General features: G+C 54.5%; 13 protein-coding genes and 1 pseudogene. 9 read left to right on the top strand and 5 right to left on the bottom strand.

Going from position 1 to position 18,229, the window contains the following annotated elements:
* Positions 1 to 591: 591 nt before the first annotated feature.
* Entirely contained in the window at positions 592 to 1,944 is a 1,353-nt protein-coding gene (gene envZ / locus C2U43_RS02060; RefSeq protein ID WP_103284635.1) for a two-component system sensor histidine kinase EnvZ, read from the bottom strand.
* Positions 1,941 to 2,660 (bottom strand): osmolarity response regulator transcription factor OmpR, encoded by a 720-nt coding sequence (gene ompR, locus C2U43_RS02055; RefSeq protein ID WP_103284634.1) that lies wholly within the window; start codon positions 2,658 to 2,660, stop codon positions 1,941 to 1,943. Before ompR ends, envZ begins: the two co-directional genes overlap by 4 nt.
* A gap of 225 nt (positions 2,661 to 2,885) precedes the next feature.
* On the opposite strand from ompR, the gene greB reads away from it, so the two are divergent.
* From greB to C2U43_RS02025, 6 genes and pseudogenes are all read left to right on the top strand, one after another.
* Positions 2,886 to 3,359: a transcription elongation factor GreB gene (greB, locus tag C2U43_RS02050; RefSeq protein WP_003023524.1), complete on the top strand. Its 474-nt coding sequence runs from the start codon at positions 2,886 to 2,888 to the stop codon at positions 3,357 to 3,359.
* Positions 3,360 to 3,457: 98 nt separating this feature from the next.
* Positions 3,458 to 5,791 (top strand): Tex family protein, encoded by a 2,334-nt coding sequence (locus C2U43_RS02045; RefSeq protein ID WP_103284633.1) that lies wholly within the window; start codon positions 3,458 to 3,460, stop codon positions 5,789 to 5,791.
* A gap of 432 nt (positions 5,792 to 6,223) precedes the next feature.
* Positions 6,224 to 6,451: a ferrous iron transporter A gene (gene feoA, locus C2U43_RS02040; protein ID WP_003023519.1), complete on the top strand. Its 228-nt coding sequence runs from the start codon at positions 6,224 to 6,226 to the stop codon at positions 6,449 to 6,451.
* Positions 6,452 to 6,469: 18 nt separating this feature from the next.
* Entirely contained in the window at positions 6,470 to 8,788 is a 2,319-nt protein-coding gene (feoB, locus tag C2U43_RS02035) for a Fe(2+) transporter permease subunit FeoB (RefSeq protein ID WP_008786334.1), read from the top strand.
* Between the two features lie 11 nt (positions 8,789 to 8,799).
* A complete protein-coding gene (feoC, locus tag C2U43_RS02030) occupies positions 8,800 to 9,036 on the top strand; it encodes a [Fe-S]-dependent transcriptional repressor FeoC (protein ID WP_003023516.1) in 237 nt (78 codons plus the stop codon).
* 233 nt (positions 9,037 to 9,269) lie between these two features.
* Positions 9,270 to 9,743 (top strand): annotated as a pseudogene (locus C2U43_RS02025) (Rpn family recombination-promoting nuclease/putative transposase); the annotation flags it as partial.
* A gap of 44 nt (positions 9,744 to 9,787) precedes the next feature.
* Here the strand turns inward: C2U43_RS02025 and bioH are convergent.
* The gene (bioH, locus tag C2U43_RS02020) at positions 9,788 to 10,558 is read right to left on the bottom strand and encodes a pimeloyl-ACP methyl ester esterase BioH (protein ID WP_057067158.1); all 771 of its coding nucleotides are present in this window, start codon (positions 10,556 to 10,558) and stop codon (positions 9,788 to 9,790) included.
* A 37-nt stretch (positions 10,559 to 10,595) separates the two neighbouring features.
* Between bioH and gntX the strand changes: the two genes are divergently transcribed.
* The 3 genes from gntX (at position 10,596) to gntT (ending at position 13,609) form a co-directional block, all read left to right on the top strand.
* Positions 10,596 to 11,279 (top strand): DNA utilization protein GntX, encoded by a 684-nt coding sequence (gene gntX, locus C2U43_RS02015; protein ID WP_008786337.1) that lies wholly within the window; start codon positions 10,596 to 10,598, stop codon positions 11,277 to 11,279.
* Positions 11,280 to 11,337: 58 nt separating this feature from the next.
* A complete protein-coding gene (nfuA, locus tag C2U43_RS02010; RefSeq protein WP_003023509.1) occupies positions 11,338 to 11,913 on the top strand; it encodes a Fe-S biogenesis protein NfuA in 576 nt (191 codons plus the stop codon).
* Positions 11,914 to 12,292: 379 nt separating this feature from the next.
* A complete protein-coding gene (gene gntT, locus C2U43_RS02005) occupies positions 12,293 to 13,609 on the top strand; it encodes a gluconate transporter (RefSeq protein ID WP_103284632.1) in 1,317 nt (438 codons plus the stop codon).
* An 87-nt stretch (positions 13,610 to 13,696) separates the two neighbouring features.
* On the opposite strand, the gene malQ is transcribed toward gntT, so the two are convergent.
* Positions 13,697 to 15,784 carry a 4-alpha-glucanotransferase gene (malQ, locus tag C2U43_RS02000; protein WP_103284631.1) on the bottom strand — a complete coding sequence of 696 codons (2,088 nt, stop codon included), beginning with the start codon at positions 15,782 to 15,784 and terminating at the stop codon, positions 13,697 to 13,699.
* Positions 15,785 to 15,793: 9 nt separating this feature from the next.
* Positions 15,794 to 18,187 carry a maltodextrin phosphorylase gene (gene malP, locus C2U43_RS01995; protein WP_103284630.1) on the bottom strand — a complete coding sequence of 798 codons (2,394 nt, stop codon included), beginning with the start codon at positions 18,185 to 18,187 and terminating at the stop codon, positions 15,794 to 15,796.
* Between the last annotated feature and the right edge of the window lie 42 nt (positions 18,188 to 18,229).

The following is an 18,229-nucleotide window of genomic DNA, read 5'->3' as shown; positions in this document are numbered from 1 at the left end:
ACGCCCTTTACAATCCCGGCTCCCGGCGGGAAAATTGTTGCTACGCAATACCCTCCGCTTATTCCTCCAGGCTTCCGGGCCGGGCGCGAGGAAGCGTCCCTGCAAAGCACGCCCTGCGCCAGCATCCATGCTGGCTCTCCCGGCCTTACGGAAACACGTCGGCAATTTTCAGCCGGACCAGCCACGCCTGACCACCTGAGCTTTTACTTGAATACCTGTGAACAGCAAAACGGATATAGCTGAAAGCCAGAGCGCTGAAGCGACACCCTGGTCCGGCTGAAAATCGATGAGGTGTTGACGGCTGACCGGGTCTGCCCGCAGGGATGCGGGCAGAGGGGATGGCCTGCATGGATGCAGGCTCGGCCCCGACCCGACAGGCAGACGGCATAAGACGAATAACTCGCGCAGCGACGATTTTCCCGCCGGGAGCCTGGGTTGCAAGGGAGGCGGCGGTGAGCCTTCCTTGCACGTTCACGGGCATCAGCGCTTCAGAGAAATGACATCGCTGAGGTGAACGGAACCCTGAGCAAGAATCACATGTTCACCATACATGCTTAACTGACGAGCATTAAGGCATTTCGCCTCTCTTTGTTATGCGTCTTTCGTGTTGCCCGGCGCGCGAGTGAAGGGAACCGGAAGCCATGCACGAATCGACAGCCCACCGCGTTCACTGGTACCAATCTCCAGCATACCGTTATGGTTATCAATAATACGCTGCACAATCGCCAGACCCAGGCCCGTGCCGCTGGTACTGCGCGCGCTGTCACCGCGGACAAACGGCTGGAACAGGTGCTTACGCTGCTCCGGCTTGATGCCCGGACCATCATCTTCTACCTGGAACCAGGCGCGATGCTGCTCTATTCCGCTACTGACCTTAATCCAGCCGTTGCCGTAGCGGGCGGCATTAACCACCATATTGGCAACCGCACGCTTGATCGACAGCGGGTGCATCTTCACCTGAATGCTGCCCGGCAGCAGCGCAGTTTCGATTTCACGTTCGTAGCCGCTTTCTGCCGCCACCACTTCACCCAGCACCGAGTTCAGATCTGCCATCTCCATTGGCATCTCCTGACCGGTACGCAGGTAATCGATGAACTGCTCGATGATGGCGTTACACTCTTCGATGTCCTTATTGATGGACTCCGCAAGATAACCGTCCTCTTCGCCCATCATTTCCGTCGCCAGACGAATACGCGTCAGCGGGGTACGTAAATCGTGGCTCACGCCCGCCATTAACAGCGTACGGTCATCGGCCAGCTGCTTCACGCCCGCGGCCATATGGTTAAAGGCACGGGTTACGGAGCGCACCTCTGAAGCGCCATACTCACGCAACGGCGGCGGAATGATACCTTTCCCCACCTGCAGCGCCGCATGTTCAAGATCCACCAATGGCCGGTTCTGGATACGGATAAACAGCCACGCCCCACCGATAGCCAGCAGCATAATCGCTAGCGTATAGCGGAACAGCGGCGAGAAGTCACCCTGATGAATTTCTGTAAGCGGCACGCGTACCCAGATATTGGGCGACAGCCAGGTTTTCAGCCACACGACCGGCGAGCTTTTGTTTACCTCAACGCGGACTTCCGTTGGGCCACCCAACTGCTGCGCCATCTGATGGCTTAAGAATTCATAATGTTGCGCCCAACGCAGTCCGGCCTCTTCAGCAGCCTCGTTGGAATAGAGAGAAATACCCAGCTCACGATAAATTTCCCGGCGGAATGCGGGCGGCACCACCAGTTGCGTACCGTCCTCCAGTTGCAGTTTATCGGTCATCAGCATACGAACTTCGTACGCCAGGACCTTATTAAACTGCTGGAGGCTCGGCAGAATCGCGAAGTTCAGCACTACCAGGTATGTCGTCACCAGGCTGGCAAACAGCAAGGTGACGATGAGCAATAACGTGCGGGCAAACGAACTTCGTGGTGAGAAGCGCATTCGCCTCATGCTTTAGAACCGTCCGGAACAAAGACATAGCCCAGACCCCATACGGTCTGAATGTAGCGTGGATGAGCCGGATCTTCTTCCACCATGCGGCGCAGACGGGAGATCTGGACGTCGATAGAACGTTCCATCGCGGAATATTCACGACCACGGGCGAGGTTCATCAGCTTGTCGCGGGACAGCGGCTCGCGCGGGTGGCTTACCAGCGCTTTCAGTACCGCAAATTCCCCGCTGGTGAGCGGCATCGGCTCATCTTCGCGGAACATTTCACGCGTACCGAGGTTCAGTTTGAACTTACCAAAAGCGATAACCGCTTCTTCCTGAGAAGGTGCGCCCGGCAGTTCATTCGCCTGACGACGCAGGACTGCACGAATACGTGCCAGCAGCTCACGCGGGTTAAACGGTTTCGGGATGTAATCGTCGGCACCGATTTCCAGCCCTACGATACGGTCAACTTCTTCACCCTTCGCTGAGACCATAATGATCGGCATCGGGTTGCTCTGGCTGCGCAGGCGACGGCAAATAGACAGGCCATCTTCTCCCGGCAGCATTAAATCCAGCACCATCAGGTGAAAGGACTCACGGGTCAGCAGACGATCCATCTGCTCAGCGTTTGCGACGCTTCGAACCTGGAAGCCCTGCTCGGTCAGATAACGCTCCAGAAGCGCACGCAAGCGCATGTCGTCATCGACCACCAGAATCTTATAGTTCTCTTGCATTGTTATTACTCCCAAAGGTTCGCAACAATTAAGTGTATATTCTTAAGAAAGCTAACGTGAGTCACCAGCGAATTCTGGTATGAATTCCAGGCTAAATTGTTACAAAGCATATTAAACAGCAGCTTAAGTATACAATGTTTCTCGCAATACATTATTTATTCTGTTGATATGCTCACGTAATACTAATTGTGCGCATCATCACAGAGTCGAAGGTAAAACAATAAGATGAAAACGCCCCTGATAACCCGTGAAGGGTATGAAAAACTTAAACAAGAGCTGAATTATCTCTGGCGTGAAGAGCGCCCGGAAGTCACCAAAAAAGTTACCTGGGCCGCAAGTCTGGGTGACCGCAGCGAAAATGCCGACTACCAGTATAATAAAAAGCGCCTGCGTGAGATCGACCGCCGCGTCCGTTATTTGACCAAGTGCATGGAGAATCTAAAAATCGTCGATTACTCCCCACAGCAGGAAGGCAAAGTCTTCTTTGGCGCATGGGTTGAGATTGAAAATGACGATGGCGACATCCGCAAATTCCGTATTGTTGGCTACGATGAGATCTTCGGTCGTAAGGATTACATCTCAATCGACTCACCAATGGCGCGGGCGCTATTGAAAAAAGAGGTCGGCGATCTCGCAGTAGTAAACACCCCAGGTGGCGAAGCCAGCTGGTACGTGAATGAGATTGAATACGTGAAGTGAGACCGGAACAATCCGAAGCCCCGGCAGATGGCTGGCATTTTTGCCAGTCAATCCGTATAACTATCCCCTGATTTTTTATCCTATAGACGAAGCTATCCATGATGAATGATTCTTTCTGCCGCATTATCGCAGGTGAAATTCAGGCTCGTGCTGAACAGGTAGAAGCTGCCGTTCGCCTGCTTGACGAAGGGAACACCGTGCCGTTTATCGCACGATATCGTAAGGAAATCACCGGCGGTCTGGACGATACGCAACTGCGTAATCTGGAAACCCGTCTGGGATATCTGCGTGAACTGGAAGACCGCCGTCAGGCAATCCTGAAATCTATCGGCGAGCAAGGCAAACTGACCGACGATCTGGCGAAAGCGATCAACGGCACGTTAAGTAAGACCGAACTCGAAGACCTCTATCTGCCGTACAAACCTAAGCGCCGCACCCGTGGGCAGATCGCCATTGAGGCCGGACTGGAGCCGCTGGCAGACCTGTTGTGGAACGAACCGTCTCACGACCCGGAAACGGAAGCCGCAAAATATCTCAACGCCGAAAACGGCGTGGCTGATACCAAAGCCGCCCTCGACGGCGCGCGCTACATTCTAATGGAGCGCTTCGCTGAAGACGCTGCTCTGCTGGCGAAAGTACGTGATTATCTGTGGAAAAACGCCCACCTGGTCGCCACCGTGGTAAGCGGTAAAGAAGAGGAAGGCGCTAAGTTCCGCGACTACTTCGATCACCACGAACCGATTTCTACCGTGCCATCCCACCGTGCGCTGGCCATGTTCCGTGGCCGTAACGAAGGCGTGTTGCAACTTTCACTGAATGCCGATCCGCAATTCGATGAGCCACCAAAAGAGAGCCACGGCGAGCAGATTATCCGGGATCACCTGGGACTACGCCTGAACAACGCCCCAGCAGACAGCTGGCGTAAAGGCGTGGTTAGCTGGACGTGGCGCATCAAGGTGCTGATGCACCTCGAAACGGAGCTGATGGGTACCGTGCGCGAACGTGCGGAAGATGAAGCTATCAACGTCTTTGCCCGTAACCTGCATGACCTGCTGATGGCCGCTCCGGCCGGGCTGCGCGCCACCATGGGCCTCGATCCAGGTCTGCGTACCGGTGTAAAAGTGGCAGTGGTTGACGGTACCGGCAAGCTGGTCGCGACCGACACCATTTATCCGCATACCGGTCAGGCCGCCAAAGCCGCCGTTGCCGTTGCGGCGCTGTGTGAAAAACACAACGTTGAACTGGTGGCGATTGGTAACGGTACGGCGTCGCGCGAAACCGAGCGTTTCTTCCTCGACGTGCAAAAGCAGTTCCCGCAAGTGACCGCGCAGAAAGTGATCGTCAGTGAAGCCGGAGCGTCGGTTTACTCCGCATCCGAACTGGCGGCGCTGGAGTTCCCGGACCTCGACGTATCTCTGCGTGGCGCGGTGTCTATCGCCCGTCGTCTGCAGGATCCGCTGGCTGAGCTGGTGAAAATCGATCCGAAATCTATCGGCGTGGGCCAGTATCAGCACGACGTAAGCCAGACTCAGTTGGCGCGTAAGCTGGATGCGGTGGTGGAAGACTGCGTGAACGCCGTCGGCGTCGATCTGAATACCGCCTCCGTACCGCTGCTGACCCGTGTTGCTGGTCTGACGCGCATGATGGCGCAGAATATCGTTGCCTGGCGCGATGAGAACGGTCAATTCCAGAACCGTCAGCAACTGTTAAAAGTCAGCCGTCTGGGGCCTAAAGCCTTTGAACAGTGCGCGGGCTTCCTGCGTATCAACCATGGCGATAACCCACTGGATGCCTCTACCGTTCACCCGGAAGCTTATCCGGTTGTGGAACGCATTCTGGCCGCCACCGAGCAATCGTTGCGTGACCTGATGGGTAACAGCAGCGAACTGCGTAATCTGAAAGCCGCTGATTTTACCGACGAACGCTTCGGGGTGCCGACCGTCACCGACATCATCAAAGAGCTGGAAAAGCCGGGCCGCGATCCGCGTCCTGAATTTAAAACCGCGCAGTTTGCCGATGGTGTAGAAACCATGAACGATCTGCTGCCGGGAATGATTCTGGAAGGGGCAGTCACCAACGTCACCAACTTCGGCGCGTTTGTTGATATCGGCGTTCATCAGGATGGTCTGGTGCATATCTCTTCGCTGTCGAATAAGTTCGTCGACGATCCGCACACCGTGGTGAAAGCAGGCGACATTGTGAAGGTGAAAGTGCTGGAAGTGGACCTGCAGCGTAAGCGTATCGCGCTGACCATGCGTCTGGACGAGCAGCCGGGTGAAACTAATGCGCGTCGCGGCGGCGGGAATAACGATCGCGCTCAGGGTAATCGCCCGACGCCAAAAGCCGCGAAACCGCGTGGCCGTGACGCACAGCCTGCGGGCAACAGCGCGATGATGGATGCGCTGGCTGCGGCAATGGGTAAAAAACGCTAAGTTTAAACCCTGTGCCGGATGGTGGTGTAAACGCCCTGTCCGGCCAGGTTATCACAATTAATTTGTAGGCCGGATAAGGCGCATGAGCGTCGTCATCCGGCATATTTAATCTATGCCCCGCGTTGCACCACAATATATTTATCACTTCATTAACAGATGAAACCTTAATTAAACATTAAGATCCCCAATAATTACTTCCGCGAATCACTCGTTTCCAACCAGAATAAATATTGAGGAATATCAAAATTGGCTCAAATTATTATCCAATTGCACATTCCGTCACACTTATTCTATTGATGATAGAAACCATTCTCATTATCATTGGTTTGTTGATTATTTACTCTTTCCTTACGTTGGCTAATCATCTGGTCTCATGCCGCCCTGTCGCCCCATGAGGTTATCATCCAGTTAGCGAGATATAAGTAGGTCCCTATGCAATTCACTCCTGACAGTGCGTGGAAAATTACCGGTTTTGCCCGTGAAATCAGCCCGGCTTATCGTCAGAAACTGTTGTCACTTGGCATGCTACCCGGCTCATCCTTCAACGTGGTACGCGTCGCCCCGCTCGGCGATCCTATCCATATCGAAACGCGTCGCGTAAGTCTGGTATTGCGTAAGAAGGATCTGGCGTTATTAGAAGTGGAAGCGGTTTCCTGTTAATACAGTGAGTCTATAAAAATGAAAAAACTAACCATTGGTTTAATTGGTAATCCTAATTCCGGCAAGACAACCTTATTCAACCAGCTCACCGGCGCGCGCCAGCGTGTAGGCAACTGGGCTGGCGTTACCGTTGAGCGTAAAGAAGGCCATTTCGCCACGACGGACCACCAGGTCACGCTGGTCGATTTACCCGGCACCTATTCTCTGACGACAATCTCATCCCAAACCTCTCTCGATGAGCAGATTGCCTGTCACTATATTTTAAGCGGCGACGCGGATCTCTTGATCAACGTGGTCGATGCTTCAAACCTTGAACGCAACCTCTACCTGACGTTGCAACTGCTTGAGCTAGGTATTCCCTGTATCGTCGCACTGAACATGCTGGATATAGCTGAGAAACAGCAAATCCGTATCGATATCGACGCCCTCTCCGCTCGTCTTGGCTGTCCGGTGGTTCCACTGGTATCCACCCGCGCCCGCGGCATTGAAGCACTGAAGCTGGCGATCGATCGCTACAAAGAAAACGACACCGTTGAGCTGGTCCATTATGCCCAGCCGCTGCTGCAAGAAGCTGATTCCCTCGCCGACGCAATGGCCAAAGATATGCCGCTCAAACAGCGCCGCTGGCTAGGCCTGCAGATGCTCGAAGGCGATATCTACAGCCGTGCTTACGCCGGTGATGCAGCACAAAACCTTGATGCCGCTGTTGCTCGCCTGAGCGAGACAATGGACGACCCGGCGCTGCATATTGCCGATGCACGTTACCAGTGCATTGCCGCTATCTGCGATACCGTCAGTAATACCCTGACAGCAGAGCCGAGCCGTTTCACCACCGCGGTAGATAAAATTATCCTCAACCGCTTTCTCGGTCTGCCGATTTTCCTGTTCGTGATGTACCTGATGTTCCTGCTTGCCATCAACATTGGCGGCGCTCTGCAGCCGTTGTTTGATGTTGGCTCCGTGGCACTCTTTATCCATGGTATTCAGTGGATTGGCTATACGCTGCATTTCCCGGACTGGCTGACCATCTTCCTGGCCCAGGGCCTTGGCGGCGGGATTAACACCGTGCTGCCGCTGGTACCGCAAATCGGCATGATGTATCTGTTCCTCTCCTTCCTTGAAGACTCCGGCTACATGGCGCGCGCTGCGTTTGTGATGGACCGTCTGATGCAGGCGCTGGGACTGCCGGGCAAATCGTTCGTCCCGCTGATCGTCGGCTTTGGCTGTAACGTACCGTCAGTGATGGGCGCACGTACGCTGGATGCCCCGCGTGAGCGTCTGATGACCATCATGATGGCGCCGTTTATGTCCTGTGGTGCACGTCTGGCGATTTTCGCCGTCTTTGCCGCCGCGTTCTTTGGTCAGAACGGCGCGCTGGCGGTCTTCTCGCTGTACGTACTGGGTATCGTCATGGCGGTGTTGACCGGCCTGATGCTCAAACACACCATCATGCGTGGCGAAGCAACGCCGTTCGTGATGGAGCTGCCGGTATATCACGTACCGCACATTAAGAGTCTGATCATTCAAACCTGGCAACGTCTGAAAGGCTTCGTTCTGCGTGCAGGTAAAGTCATCATCATCGTCAGCATTTTCCTCAGTGCCTTTAACAGCTTCTCACTGAGCGGGAAAATCGTCGACAACATCAACGACTCAGCTCTGGCTTCCGTGAGCCGCGTCATTACCCCAGTCTTCAAACCGATTGGTGTTCACGAAGATAACTGGCAGGCAACCGTAGGTCTGTTCACCGGCGCGATGGCGAAAGAAGTGGTTGTCGGTACGCTGAACACGCTCTATACCGCAGAAAACATTCAGGAAGAAGAGTTCAACCCGGCAGATTTCCACCTCGGTGATGAGCTGCTCAGCGCGGTAGATGAAACCTGGCAAAGCCTGAAAGACACTTTCAGCCTGAGCGTGCTGGCTAACCCTATCGAAGCCAGCAAGGGCGACGGTGAAATGGCTACCGGTGCAATGGGCGTGATGGGCGAGAAATTTGGCAGCGCCGCCGCCGCGTACAGCTACCTGATCTTTGTTCTGCTGTATGTACCGTGCATTTCAGTGATGGGCGCTATCGCACGTGAATCCAGCCGTGGCTGGATGAGCTTCTCGATTCTGTGGGGCCTGAATATCGCCTACTCTCTGTCGACGCTGTTTTATCAGACGGTCAGCTACAAAGAGCATCCGACCTACAGCCTGGTGTGCATTTTAGCGGTCATCCTGTTTAACATCGTGTTGCTGGGCCTGCTGCGCCGAGCTCGCAGCCGCGTGGACCTCGCACTGCTGGCAACCAACAGGACGGCGAGTTCCTGCTGTTCCAGCACGACTGGCGATTGCCACTAAGGTTATCGACAATGGCATCGCTTATTCAGGTTCGTGATTTACTGGCTTTGCGGGGGCGCATGGAGGCTACACAAATTAGCCACACGCTGCATACCCCGCAGCCCATGATTGACGCCATGCTGAATCAGTTAGAAAAGATGGGCAAAGCGGTGCGGATTCAGGAAGATGCCGACGGGTGTCTTTCCGGAAGCTGCAAAAGTTGCCCAGAAGGTAAAGCCTGCCTGCGCGAGTGGTGGGCTTTACGCTAATCAGATGCTCTTTGCCGGATGGCGCTACGCTTATCCGGCCTACAAATGATGCAAACGTCCCGGCCGGATAGCGCGTTTACGCTGATATCCGGCTTTTTTGCGTAATGGATTCCACACAGATTTCATTATTTCAGCAAAAAAGATCTATCCTCCAGCCAGCCGCGCATCGTTGTTAATTCGTGGATGATTACTGGTAACCTGGGAAGTAGAGTCTCGTCATCTTTTTTCTCAGGTATAGCACCGCGTTTCCACTGATCGATATCACTGTTGTGCCCGATGACAAGATTATGCAGCATCGCCGGATGGCGCTGTTGGAGCTCATCCAAAAGCATATTCGTAAACGCGATTTGGTGGGGCTGGTAGAAAAACTGGCCATCCTGCTTGTTAAAGGACACGCTAATGACAACCAGTTGAAAGCCTTGTTTAATTATTTAATGCAGGCCGGTAACACCACACATTTTGGCGAGTTTCTTCATGAAGTCGCCGAAAGATTACGACAGGAAGGACACCTTAATGGTCTTCAGGAAGGCCATAGGAAAGGGTTGCAAGAAGGGCTACAGGAGGGGTTACAAACGGGTCTGCAACAAGGCAAACGAGAGGAAGCATTACGTATTGCATCAACCATGCAGGCTGATGGTATAGACCCACTAACCATCTTCAGAATTACTGGCCTGACCGCTGAGGATCTGGGTACGCGCAGCCATTAATCTCAGGCCCGGCGAGCATGGCACCACCGGGCAACACATCAAATTTATAGTTTCTGTTTTAACGCCACAAGCGCTGCACAGAATTCGGCGGGATGCGAGATAAACGGCGCATGCGCCGCTTTGGCAAACACCAAAGACTCGCTCTGCGGCCACAGGGCATCCAGCATCGGGACGACTTTGCGTGGCACCAGCCCGTCAAGATAGCCATACAACCGCAGGAAAGGCATTTCCACCGCGCACAGCGGTTCTCGCAGATCGACCGTTTTCAGGATCTCAAGTCCACCATTGAGCACCTCGACGTCCGGCATGGGTAAAGCCAGTACCGTTTTCTTCAGCGCTCGCGCATCCTGACGCGCAGTTTCTGTGCCCATCGTTTGCAATGCCAGAAAACGCTCCACCGTACGCTGGAAATCTTCGCTCAGCTGCTGCTGGAAGCCTGCCAGCACCTCTGGCTTGATTCCCGGCCACTCATCCCGCGCGCTAAAGCAAGGGGAAGACGCGACGGTCACCAGCGCCTGAACACGCTCAGGATGCGTTAACGCCACCTGACTCGCGACCAGCCCGCCCAGACTCCAGCCGAGCCAGATAGCTTTCTCCGGTGCCTGTTTCAATACCCGCTCAGCCATCTCTTCCAGTGACATTGCACCGAAACCCTGGCTACGACCAAATCCCGGTAAGTCGACAAGATGCAGCGTAAAATGCGAACTCAGTTCCTCGCTTATGCAATGCCACACTTGCGCATTCAGTCCCCATCCGTGCAGCAGCACAAGATGGTAATTTCCCGAACCCTGGGTCTGCCACCAGATGTCATTCATCAGTTATTGTTCTCTTTTAGCCTGAAAGGATGCATCTATGCTAACAGTACCGGGATTGTGCTGGCTATGCCGAATGCCCCTGACGTTAGGGCATTGGGGGATCTGCTCAGTCTGTACGCGGGCAACGCGTCAACACGCCAGCCTGTGCCCTCAATGTGGACTCCCTGCCGCTCATACCGTCATTCCCTGTGGGCGCTGCCTGCAAAAACCGCCGCCGTGGCAGAGACTGGTTACCGTCAGCGACTATGTTCCGCCGTTGAGCGGGCTTATCCACCAGCTCAAGTTTTCACGACGCAGCGAAACAGCCTCAGCTCTTTCACGTTTGTTGTTGCTGGAGGTACTACAGGCCCGGCGCACCAGCGGCCTTCCTCTACCGGACAGGCTGGTCAGCGTCCCGCTCTGGCAACGTCGACACTGGCGCAGAGGGTTTAATCAGAGCGATTTACTGTGCCGTCCGCTGGCACGCTGGCTGGGTTGCGACTGGGACAGCCGGACCATCTCGCGGGTTCGGGCAACCGCCACACAGCACCATCTCAGCGCCCGATTACGTAAACGTAACCTGAAAAATGCCTTTCGCCTTGAATTGCCGGTGCAGGGACTCCATATGGTTATTGTGGATGATGTCGTCACTACCGGAAGTACCGTCGCGGAAATCGCGCAGCTGCTTTTACGCAACGGCGCGGCGACTGTCCAGGTATGGTGCCTGTGTCGAACCTTGTAGAGCCTCGATGATGGGCGTATTATAACCAAGTAAAATAGTCAACTATTAGGCCATTACTATGATCCATATTTCCGATGCTGCACAAGCGCACTTTGCCAAACTGCTGGCAAATCAGGAAGAAGGGACACAAATCCGCGTATTTGTGATTAATCCCGGCACGCCTAACGCTGAATGCGGCGTTTCTTATTGTCCGCCGGACGCCGTGGAAGCAACCGACACCGCCATTAAATTTGACCTGCTGACCGCATATGTTGATGAACTGAGCGCACCGTATCTGGAAGATGCAGAAATCGATTTCGTTACCGACCAGTTAGGCTCCCAGCTGACCCTGAAAGCACCAAACGCCAAAATGCGTAAAGTTGCCGATGATGCGCCGCTGATGGAACGCGTGGAGTACATGCTGCAATCGCAGATCAACCCACAGCTGGCTGGCCACGGTGGTCGTGTCTCTCTGATGGAAATCACCGATGAAGGCTACGCCATTCTGCAGTTTGGCGGCGGCTGTAACGGCTGTTCAATGGTAGATGTAACGCTGAAAGAAGGTATCGAGAAGCAGCTGCTGGCTGAATTCCCTGAACTGAAAGGCGTTCGCGATTTAACCGAACACCAGCGCGGCGAGCACTCTTACTACTAACGCCCGAACCTGTAGAGTATCCGTAGGCCCGATAAGACGCATCCGCGTCGCTATCGGGCATTAATGCCGGGTGGTAGCGTAATCGCGGTCTCCGGCTTACACCCCAACATTTCTTCGCATTTATCCTGCAACAATCCCCCGCATAATTTGACCAGCTTCTCATATTTTAAATTTTGCCTGTCCAGGTGATTTTCAAGCGTAGCATGTTACCCGTATCATTCGTGTCAGCACCTAACACACACATAATAGCCAGTTAAACTGATTAGTTTTGAAGGCAACCAGCATTGGTGCTGAGAATACTCTGTTCCCGGTCGGGACAATCGGAATTTGTCATCTAAACACTGACGTTACCCATAACAAAGTAAAGGCCAGGTAAATCATGCCATTAGTCATCGTTGCTATCGGTGTAATCTTGTTACTCCTCCTGATGATCCGTTTCAAAATGAACGGCTTCATCGCTCTCGTCCTGGTGGCGCTTGCTGTCGGATTGATGCAAGGGATGCCACTGGATAAAGTCATCGGTTCGATTAAAGCCGGCGTCGGCGGAACCCTTGGCAGCCTCGCCCTGATTATGGGTTTTGGCGCCATGCTGGGCAAAATGCTGGCGGACTGCGGCGGCGCACAGCGCATCGCAACCACGCTGATTGCTAAATTCGGCAAAAAACACATTCAGTGGGCGGTGGTATTAACCGGATTCACCGTCGGTTTTGCCCTGTTCTACGAAGTCGGCTTCGTGCTGATGCTGCCGCTGGTATTCACCATTGCTGCCGCTGCTAACATCCCGCTGCTGTACGTTGGTGTGCCGATGGCGGCTGCGCTGTCCGTTACTCACGGCTTCCTGCCACCGCACCCGGGTCCAACCGCTATTGCCACCATTTTCCACGCAGATATGGGTAAAACTCTGTTGTTTGGTACGATTCTGGCAATCCCGACCGTTATTCTCGCCGGTCCGGTATACGCGCGTTTCCTGAAAGGCATCGATAAGCCAATCCCGGAAGGTCTGTACAGCGCAAAAACCTTCACTGAAGAAGAGATGCCAGGCTTTGGCGTCAGCGTCTGGACCTCTCTGGTCCCGGTTATCCTGATGGCAATGCGCGCTGTGGCGGAGATGATTCTGCCGAAAGGTCATGCTTTCCTGACGGTTGCAGAATTCCTCGGTGACCCGGTCATGGCAACGCTGATTGCGGTGCTGATTGCGATGTTCACTTTTGGTCTGAACCGCGGACGTTCGATGGATCAGATTAACGACACGCTGGTGTCCTCAATCAAAATCATCGCGATGATGCTGTTGATCATCGGTGGTGGCGGTGCCTTCAAACAGGTTCTGGTTGATAGCGGCGTGGACAAATACATCGCTTCAATGATGCACGGCTCTAACGTGTCTCCACTGCTGATGGCATGGTCTATCGCTGCAGTACTACGTATCGCACTGGGTTCCGCAACCGTTGCAGCGATTACTGCAGGTGGGATTGTGGCACCGCTGATTGCAACGACCGGCGTAAGCCCTGAGCTGATGGTTATTGCGGTTGGTTCCGGTTCCGTCATCTTCTCCCACGTGAACGATCCTGGGTTCTGGCTGTTCAAGGAGTACTTCAACCTGACCATCGGTGAAACCATCAAGTCATGGTCAATGTTGGAAACCATTATCTCCGTCTGCGGTCTGGTAGGGTGTCTGCTGCTGGGTATCGTGGTCTGATAAAACTGAGCCTGATGGCGCTACGCTTATCAGGCCTACGTGCTACGAGCCATCACCATAAAAAAGCCGGGGAAATCCCCGGCTTTCTTACTTCTTCTTCGCGGCCGCTTTTCGCCGCTTATCCAAATCCTTAATCAGCTTATTCACGCCCTCATCGGCAAACATCTGCTCCAGCGTGGCGGTGAGTTTTCGCCGCCAGTTTTTGTACTGGTCGCTGGTCCCCGGAATGTTGACCGGCTCAGCCATATCCAGCCAGTCTTCCGGTTGCAGGCCCAGCAACGCACTGTTGCTGTCAGCGATGTAGCGTTGCATGCCGCGATTCAGAATCGGCGTCATCGACATCAGGGACGCCTTGTGACCGGCACGTTTTGGCAGGCAGCCGTATTTGTGCAGCGCGTCCAGCAGCCCCTGTTTCGCCAGTTCCCGGTCCTGATACAACCCGCGCAGCACGACTTCATCCGGATACAGGCCCAGTGCTTTACCTAGCGTCAGATCGCCGCTATCCCAATATCCTTTAAGCGTAGGAAGGTCATGCGTCGCCGCGACTGCCATTGATTGTTCCGGGTACGCTTTCGGCGCACGGAAGTTTTTCTCATGGTCATTCTCAAAATAAAGCACTTTGTAGGAGTAGACGCCACTGTCACGCAGCTTGCTGACGATCTCCACCGGCACGGTACCCAGATCTTCACCAATCACCATGCAGTGATGACGTTTACTCTCCAGCGCCAGAATTGACAGCAGATCGTCGACCGGATAATGCACGTAGGCACCGTGATCGGCAGTTTCACCGTAAGGGATCCACCACAGACGCAGCATCGACATGACATGGTCGATACGCAACGCGCCGCAGTTCTGCATATTGGCGCGCAGCAGTTCAATAAACGGTTCGTAAGCACGTGCCGTGATGATGTGCGGATCCATCGGCGGCAGTCCCCAGTTTTGCCCAAGCGGACCGAGAATATCCGGCGGCGCGCCAACTGAAGCTTTCAGGCAATACAACTCGCGGTCACACCAGGTTTCCGCCCCGCCTTCGGCCACGCCAACGGCCAGGTCGCGATACAGCCCTATCGGCATTGCAAAGCCCTGGCTGGTTTTCCAGCAGTCAGCAAACTGGGTATACGCCAGCCACTGCAACCACAGGTAGAAATCTACGTCATCACGATGTTCTTCGCAGAAGCGTTTTACCTCTGGCGAGTCCACTGACTGGAAAACTTCTGGCCACACCGGCCAGCCCCAGCGCAATGCGTCCTCTTTCACCTGATGCGCATGCAGCGCATCAAAGGCCGCCTGCCAGTAGAGGCTATCCCCTTCCTGAGCCACAAACTGGCGAAATGCCGCCATCTGCTCATCATCACGCGCAGAGAAGCTTTTCCACGCCATACGTAGCGCCGTCATCTTCAATGCGGTAACAGCAGAATAATCAACCCACTCGGCATCGCGGGCGCGTTGCAGAGCCTGCTGAGTCGCGGGTTTCTTCCACCACGCCTGCGCCTCTTTACTCAGACGGAAATCATCTACGGCGTTTACATCAATATAAATAACGTTCAACCAGCGACGTGACGACGGGCTGTACGGGCTGGCACTCTCCGGATTCGCCGGATACAGCGCGTGAATCGGATTAAGCCCGATAAACGCGCCGCCGCGTTGCGCCACATCCTCCAGCATGGTGCGGAGATCGCCGAAGTCGCCAATCCCCCAGTTCTTTTCCGATCGCAAGGTGTAGAGCTGAACGCATGCGCCCCACAGCTTCTGCCCGGCTAACAACGCCTGCGGTTCATAGCAGCGCTTTGGTGCCACGATGATACGACAATGGGAACGCAGCTCGCCCTGGGTCAGGGTCAACGTGTGATACCCCTCCGGCAGCTTCGCCGGAAGGTTAAAAGATTTACCGCCGACGGCATGCCCTTTGTGCTGCACGCCCTCTTCGGTGGTCAGCAGCCAGTTAAACTCTCCGCTTCCCTCAACCGCCAGCGGCATTTTCTTGCCAGCGGTATAGACCATGACATTCGGCACCGGGGTTACCGCCACCTGAGTGGCAGCGGTGGTGCGATGCATGGCGTCAAGCAAACGCCGTTTGGTTTCGGCGCCTATAGACTGCGGTTTACCGTGGGCATTAATGTAATTGGGGCTGATCCCCGCCGCCAGCGCGGCATTATCCAGACGTTTGCTTTCCATCGCGATTCCTTAACGTTTCGCCTGCCAGATACGAGCCTGATAATCGCGGATGGAGCGATCCGAGCTGAACATGCCGCAACGCGCGGTATTCAGAATCGCCGCCCGGGTCCAGGCGTCCTGGTCACGATACAACACGTCAACCTGCTTCTGAGCTTCAACGTAGGCCGCGAAGTCCGCCATCACCAGATACGGGTCGCCGCCCTGCTTGCCGATACTGTGCAGCATCTGGTCAAAGGCATGCTTGTCGCCATCGCTGTATTTCCCGCTTTCCAGCTCTTTCAGGACAGCATCCAGCACTTTGTCTTTTTTACGCCATTTCACCGGGTCGTAGCCTTTGGCTTTGAGCGCCTTCACCTCTTCCACGGTATGACCAAAGATAAAGATATTCTCGTCACCCACCTTCTCGGCGATTTCGACGTTTGCGCCATCCAGCGTACCTACGGTTAACGCACCGTTCAGCGCCAGCTTCATGTTACCGGTGCCGGAAGCCTCTTTCCCTGCGGTTGAAATCTGCTCAGAGATATCCGCCGCCGGGATCAGCATTTCCGCCGCTGAAACACAATAATCCGGCAGGAAGACAACCTTCAGCTTGTCACCGACTTTCGGGTCGTTATTGATGGTTTGTGCAACCTGGTTGATAGCGAAGATGATATTTTTCGCCAGGTAGTAACCCGGAGCAGCTTTTGCGCCAAACAAGAATACGCGCGGCACGCGATCTGCCTGCGGGTTCTCACGGATTTCTTTGTACAACGCCAGAATATGCAGCAGATTCAGGTGCTGGCGCTTGTACTCATGAAGACGTTTAATCTGAATATCAAAGATAGCGTTAGTCGTTATTTCAATACCGGTACGCGCTTTAATAAACTTCACCAGACGCTCTTTGTTCGCCAGCTTGATGTCACGATACTGCTGACGGAACTTCGCATCGTCCGCGTATTTTTCCAGGTTAATCAGCTGGTCGAGGTCGTTAGCCCACTCTTTTTTCAGCGATTTATCCAGCAGTGCGGCAAGCGCCGGGTTGCATTGCTTAATCCAGCGACGCGGAGTAATCCCGTTAGTGACGTTATGGAATTTGTTCGGCCAGAGCTGGTGATATTCCGGGAACAGATCTTTCACCACCAGATCGGAGTGCAGTGCCGCCACGCCGTTGACCGCAAAACCGCTGACCACGCACATGTTGGCCATACGCACCTGTTTATTGTGCACCACTGCCAGCTTCGCCCAGACTTCAGCATCACCCGGCCAGGTTTTATCAACCAACGTCTTAAAGCGGTCGTTAATCTCTTTGATGATTTGCATGTGGCGCGGCAGGAGTGCTTTCACCAGTTTCTCATCCCAGCACTCTAACGCTTCCGGCATCAGGGTGTGGTTGGTGTAAGCGAAGGTCTTGCTGGTAATCGCCCACGCATCGTCCCAGCTCATCTGGTGCTCATCAATCAGCACGCGCAGCAGTTCAGGGATCGCGATAGTCGGGTGAGTATCGTTAAGTTGAATGACTTCGTAATCAGCCAGTTCGTGCAGCTTACGCCCTGCCAGATGATGGCGGCGCAGAATGTCGGCTACGGAGCAGGCGCACTGGAAGTACTGCTGCATCAGGCGCAGCTTTTTACCCGCGGTGTGGTTATCGTTCGGGTACAGCACTTTCGTCAGTTTTTCAGCGTCGATGCCCTGCTGTTCTGCGCGCAGGAAATCGCCGTCATTAAATTTGGTCAGGTTAAACGGGTGCGCATGGCTGGCCTGCCACAGACGCAGCGGTTGCGCTACGCCGTTACGGTAACCGAGAACCGGCAGATCCCAGGCCTGGCCGGTGATAGTAAACCCTGGCTCCCAGTGCCCTTCTTTGGTGACCTTGCCGCCAATCCCAACCTGCACATCCAGCGCCTCGTTGTGACGGAACCACGGGTAGCTGCCACGATGCCAGTCATCCGGGGCTTCCATTTGTTGGCCATCGGCAAACGACTGACGGAACAGGCCGTACTGGTAGTTGAGGCCATAGCCCGTCGCCGACTGGCCGACTGTCGCCATCGAATCAAGGAAGCAGGCCGCCAGGCGTCCCAATCCACCGTTACCCAACGCCGGATCGATCTCTTCTTCCAGCAGATCAGTCAGGTTGACGTCATGCGCTTTCAGCTCATCGCTCACCGCCTGATACCAGCCGAGGTTGAGTAAATTGTTGCCGGTCAGGCGACCAATCAAAAACTCCATCGAGATGTAGTTAACGTGACGCTGATTTTTTGCCGGTTTCGCCGCAGGCTGGGCGCTGAGTAACTCAGCCAACGCCCCACTCACTGCCTGCCACCACTGGCGCGACGTCATTTCTTGAGCCGACAGTAAACCGAAGCGCTGCCACTGACGCGTCAGGGCAGCCTGAAATTGATCTTTGTTGAAAGTAGGCTGTGACATAGGGGTTCCAGATCCTTAGGTAATAAAACAACGTTATCGCTA

Source organism: Citrobacter freundii complex sp. CFNIH9, assembly GCF_002903305.1.
Lineage (GTDB): Bacteria > Pseudomonadota > Gammaproteobacteria > Enterobacterales > Enterobacteriaceae > Citrobacter > Citrobacter portucalensis.
This window is presented reverse-complemented; position numbering and strand designations above follow the sequence as displayed.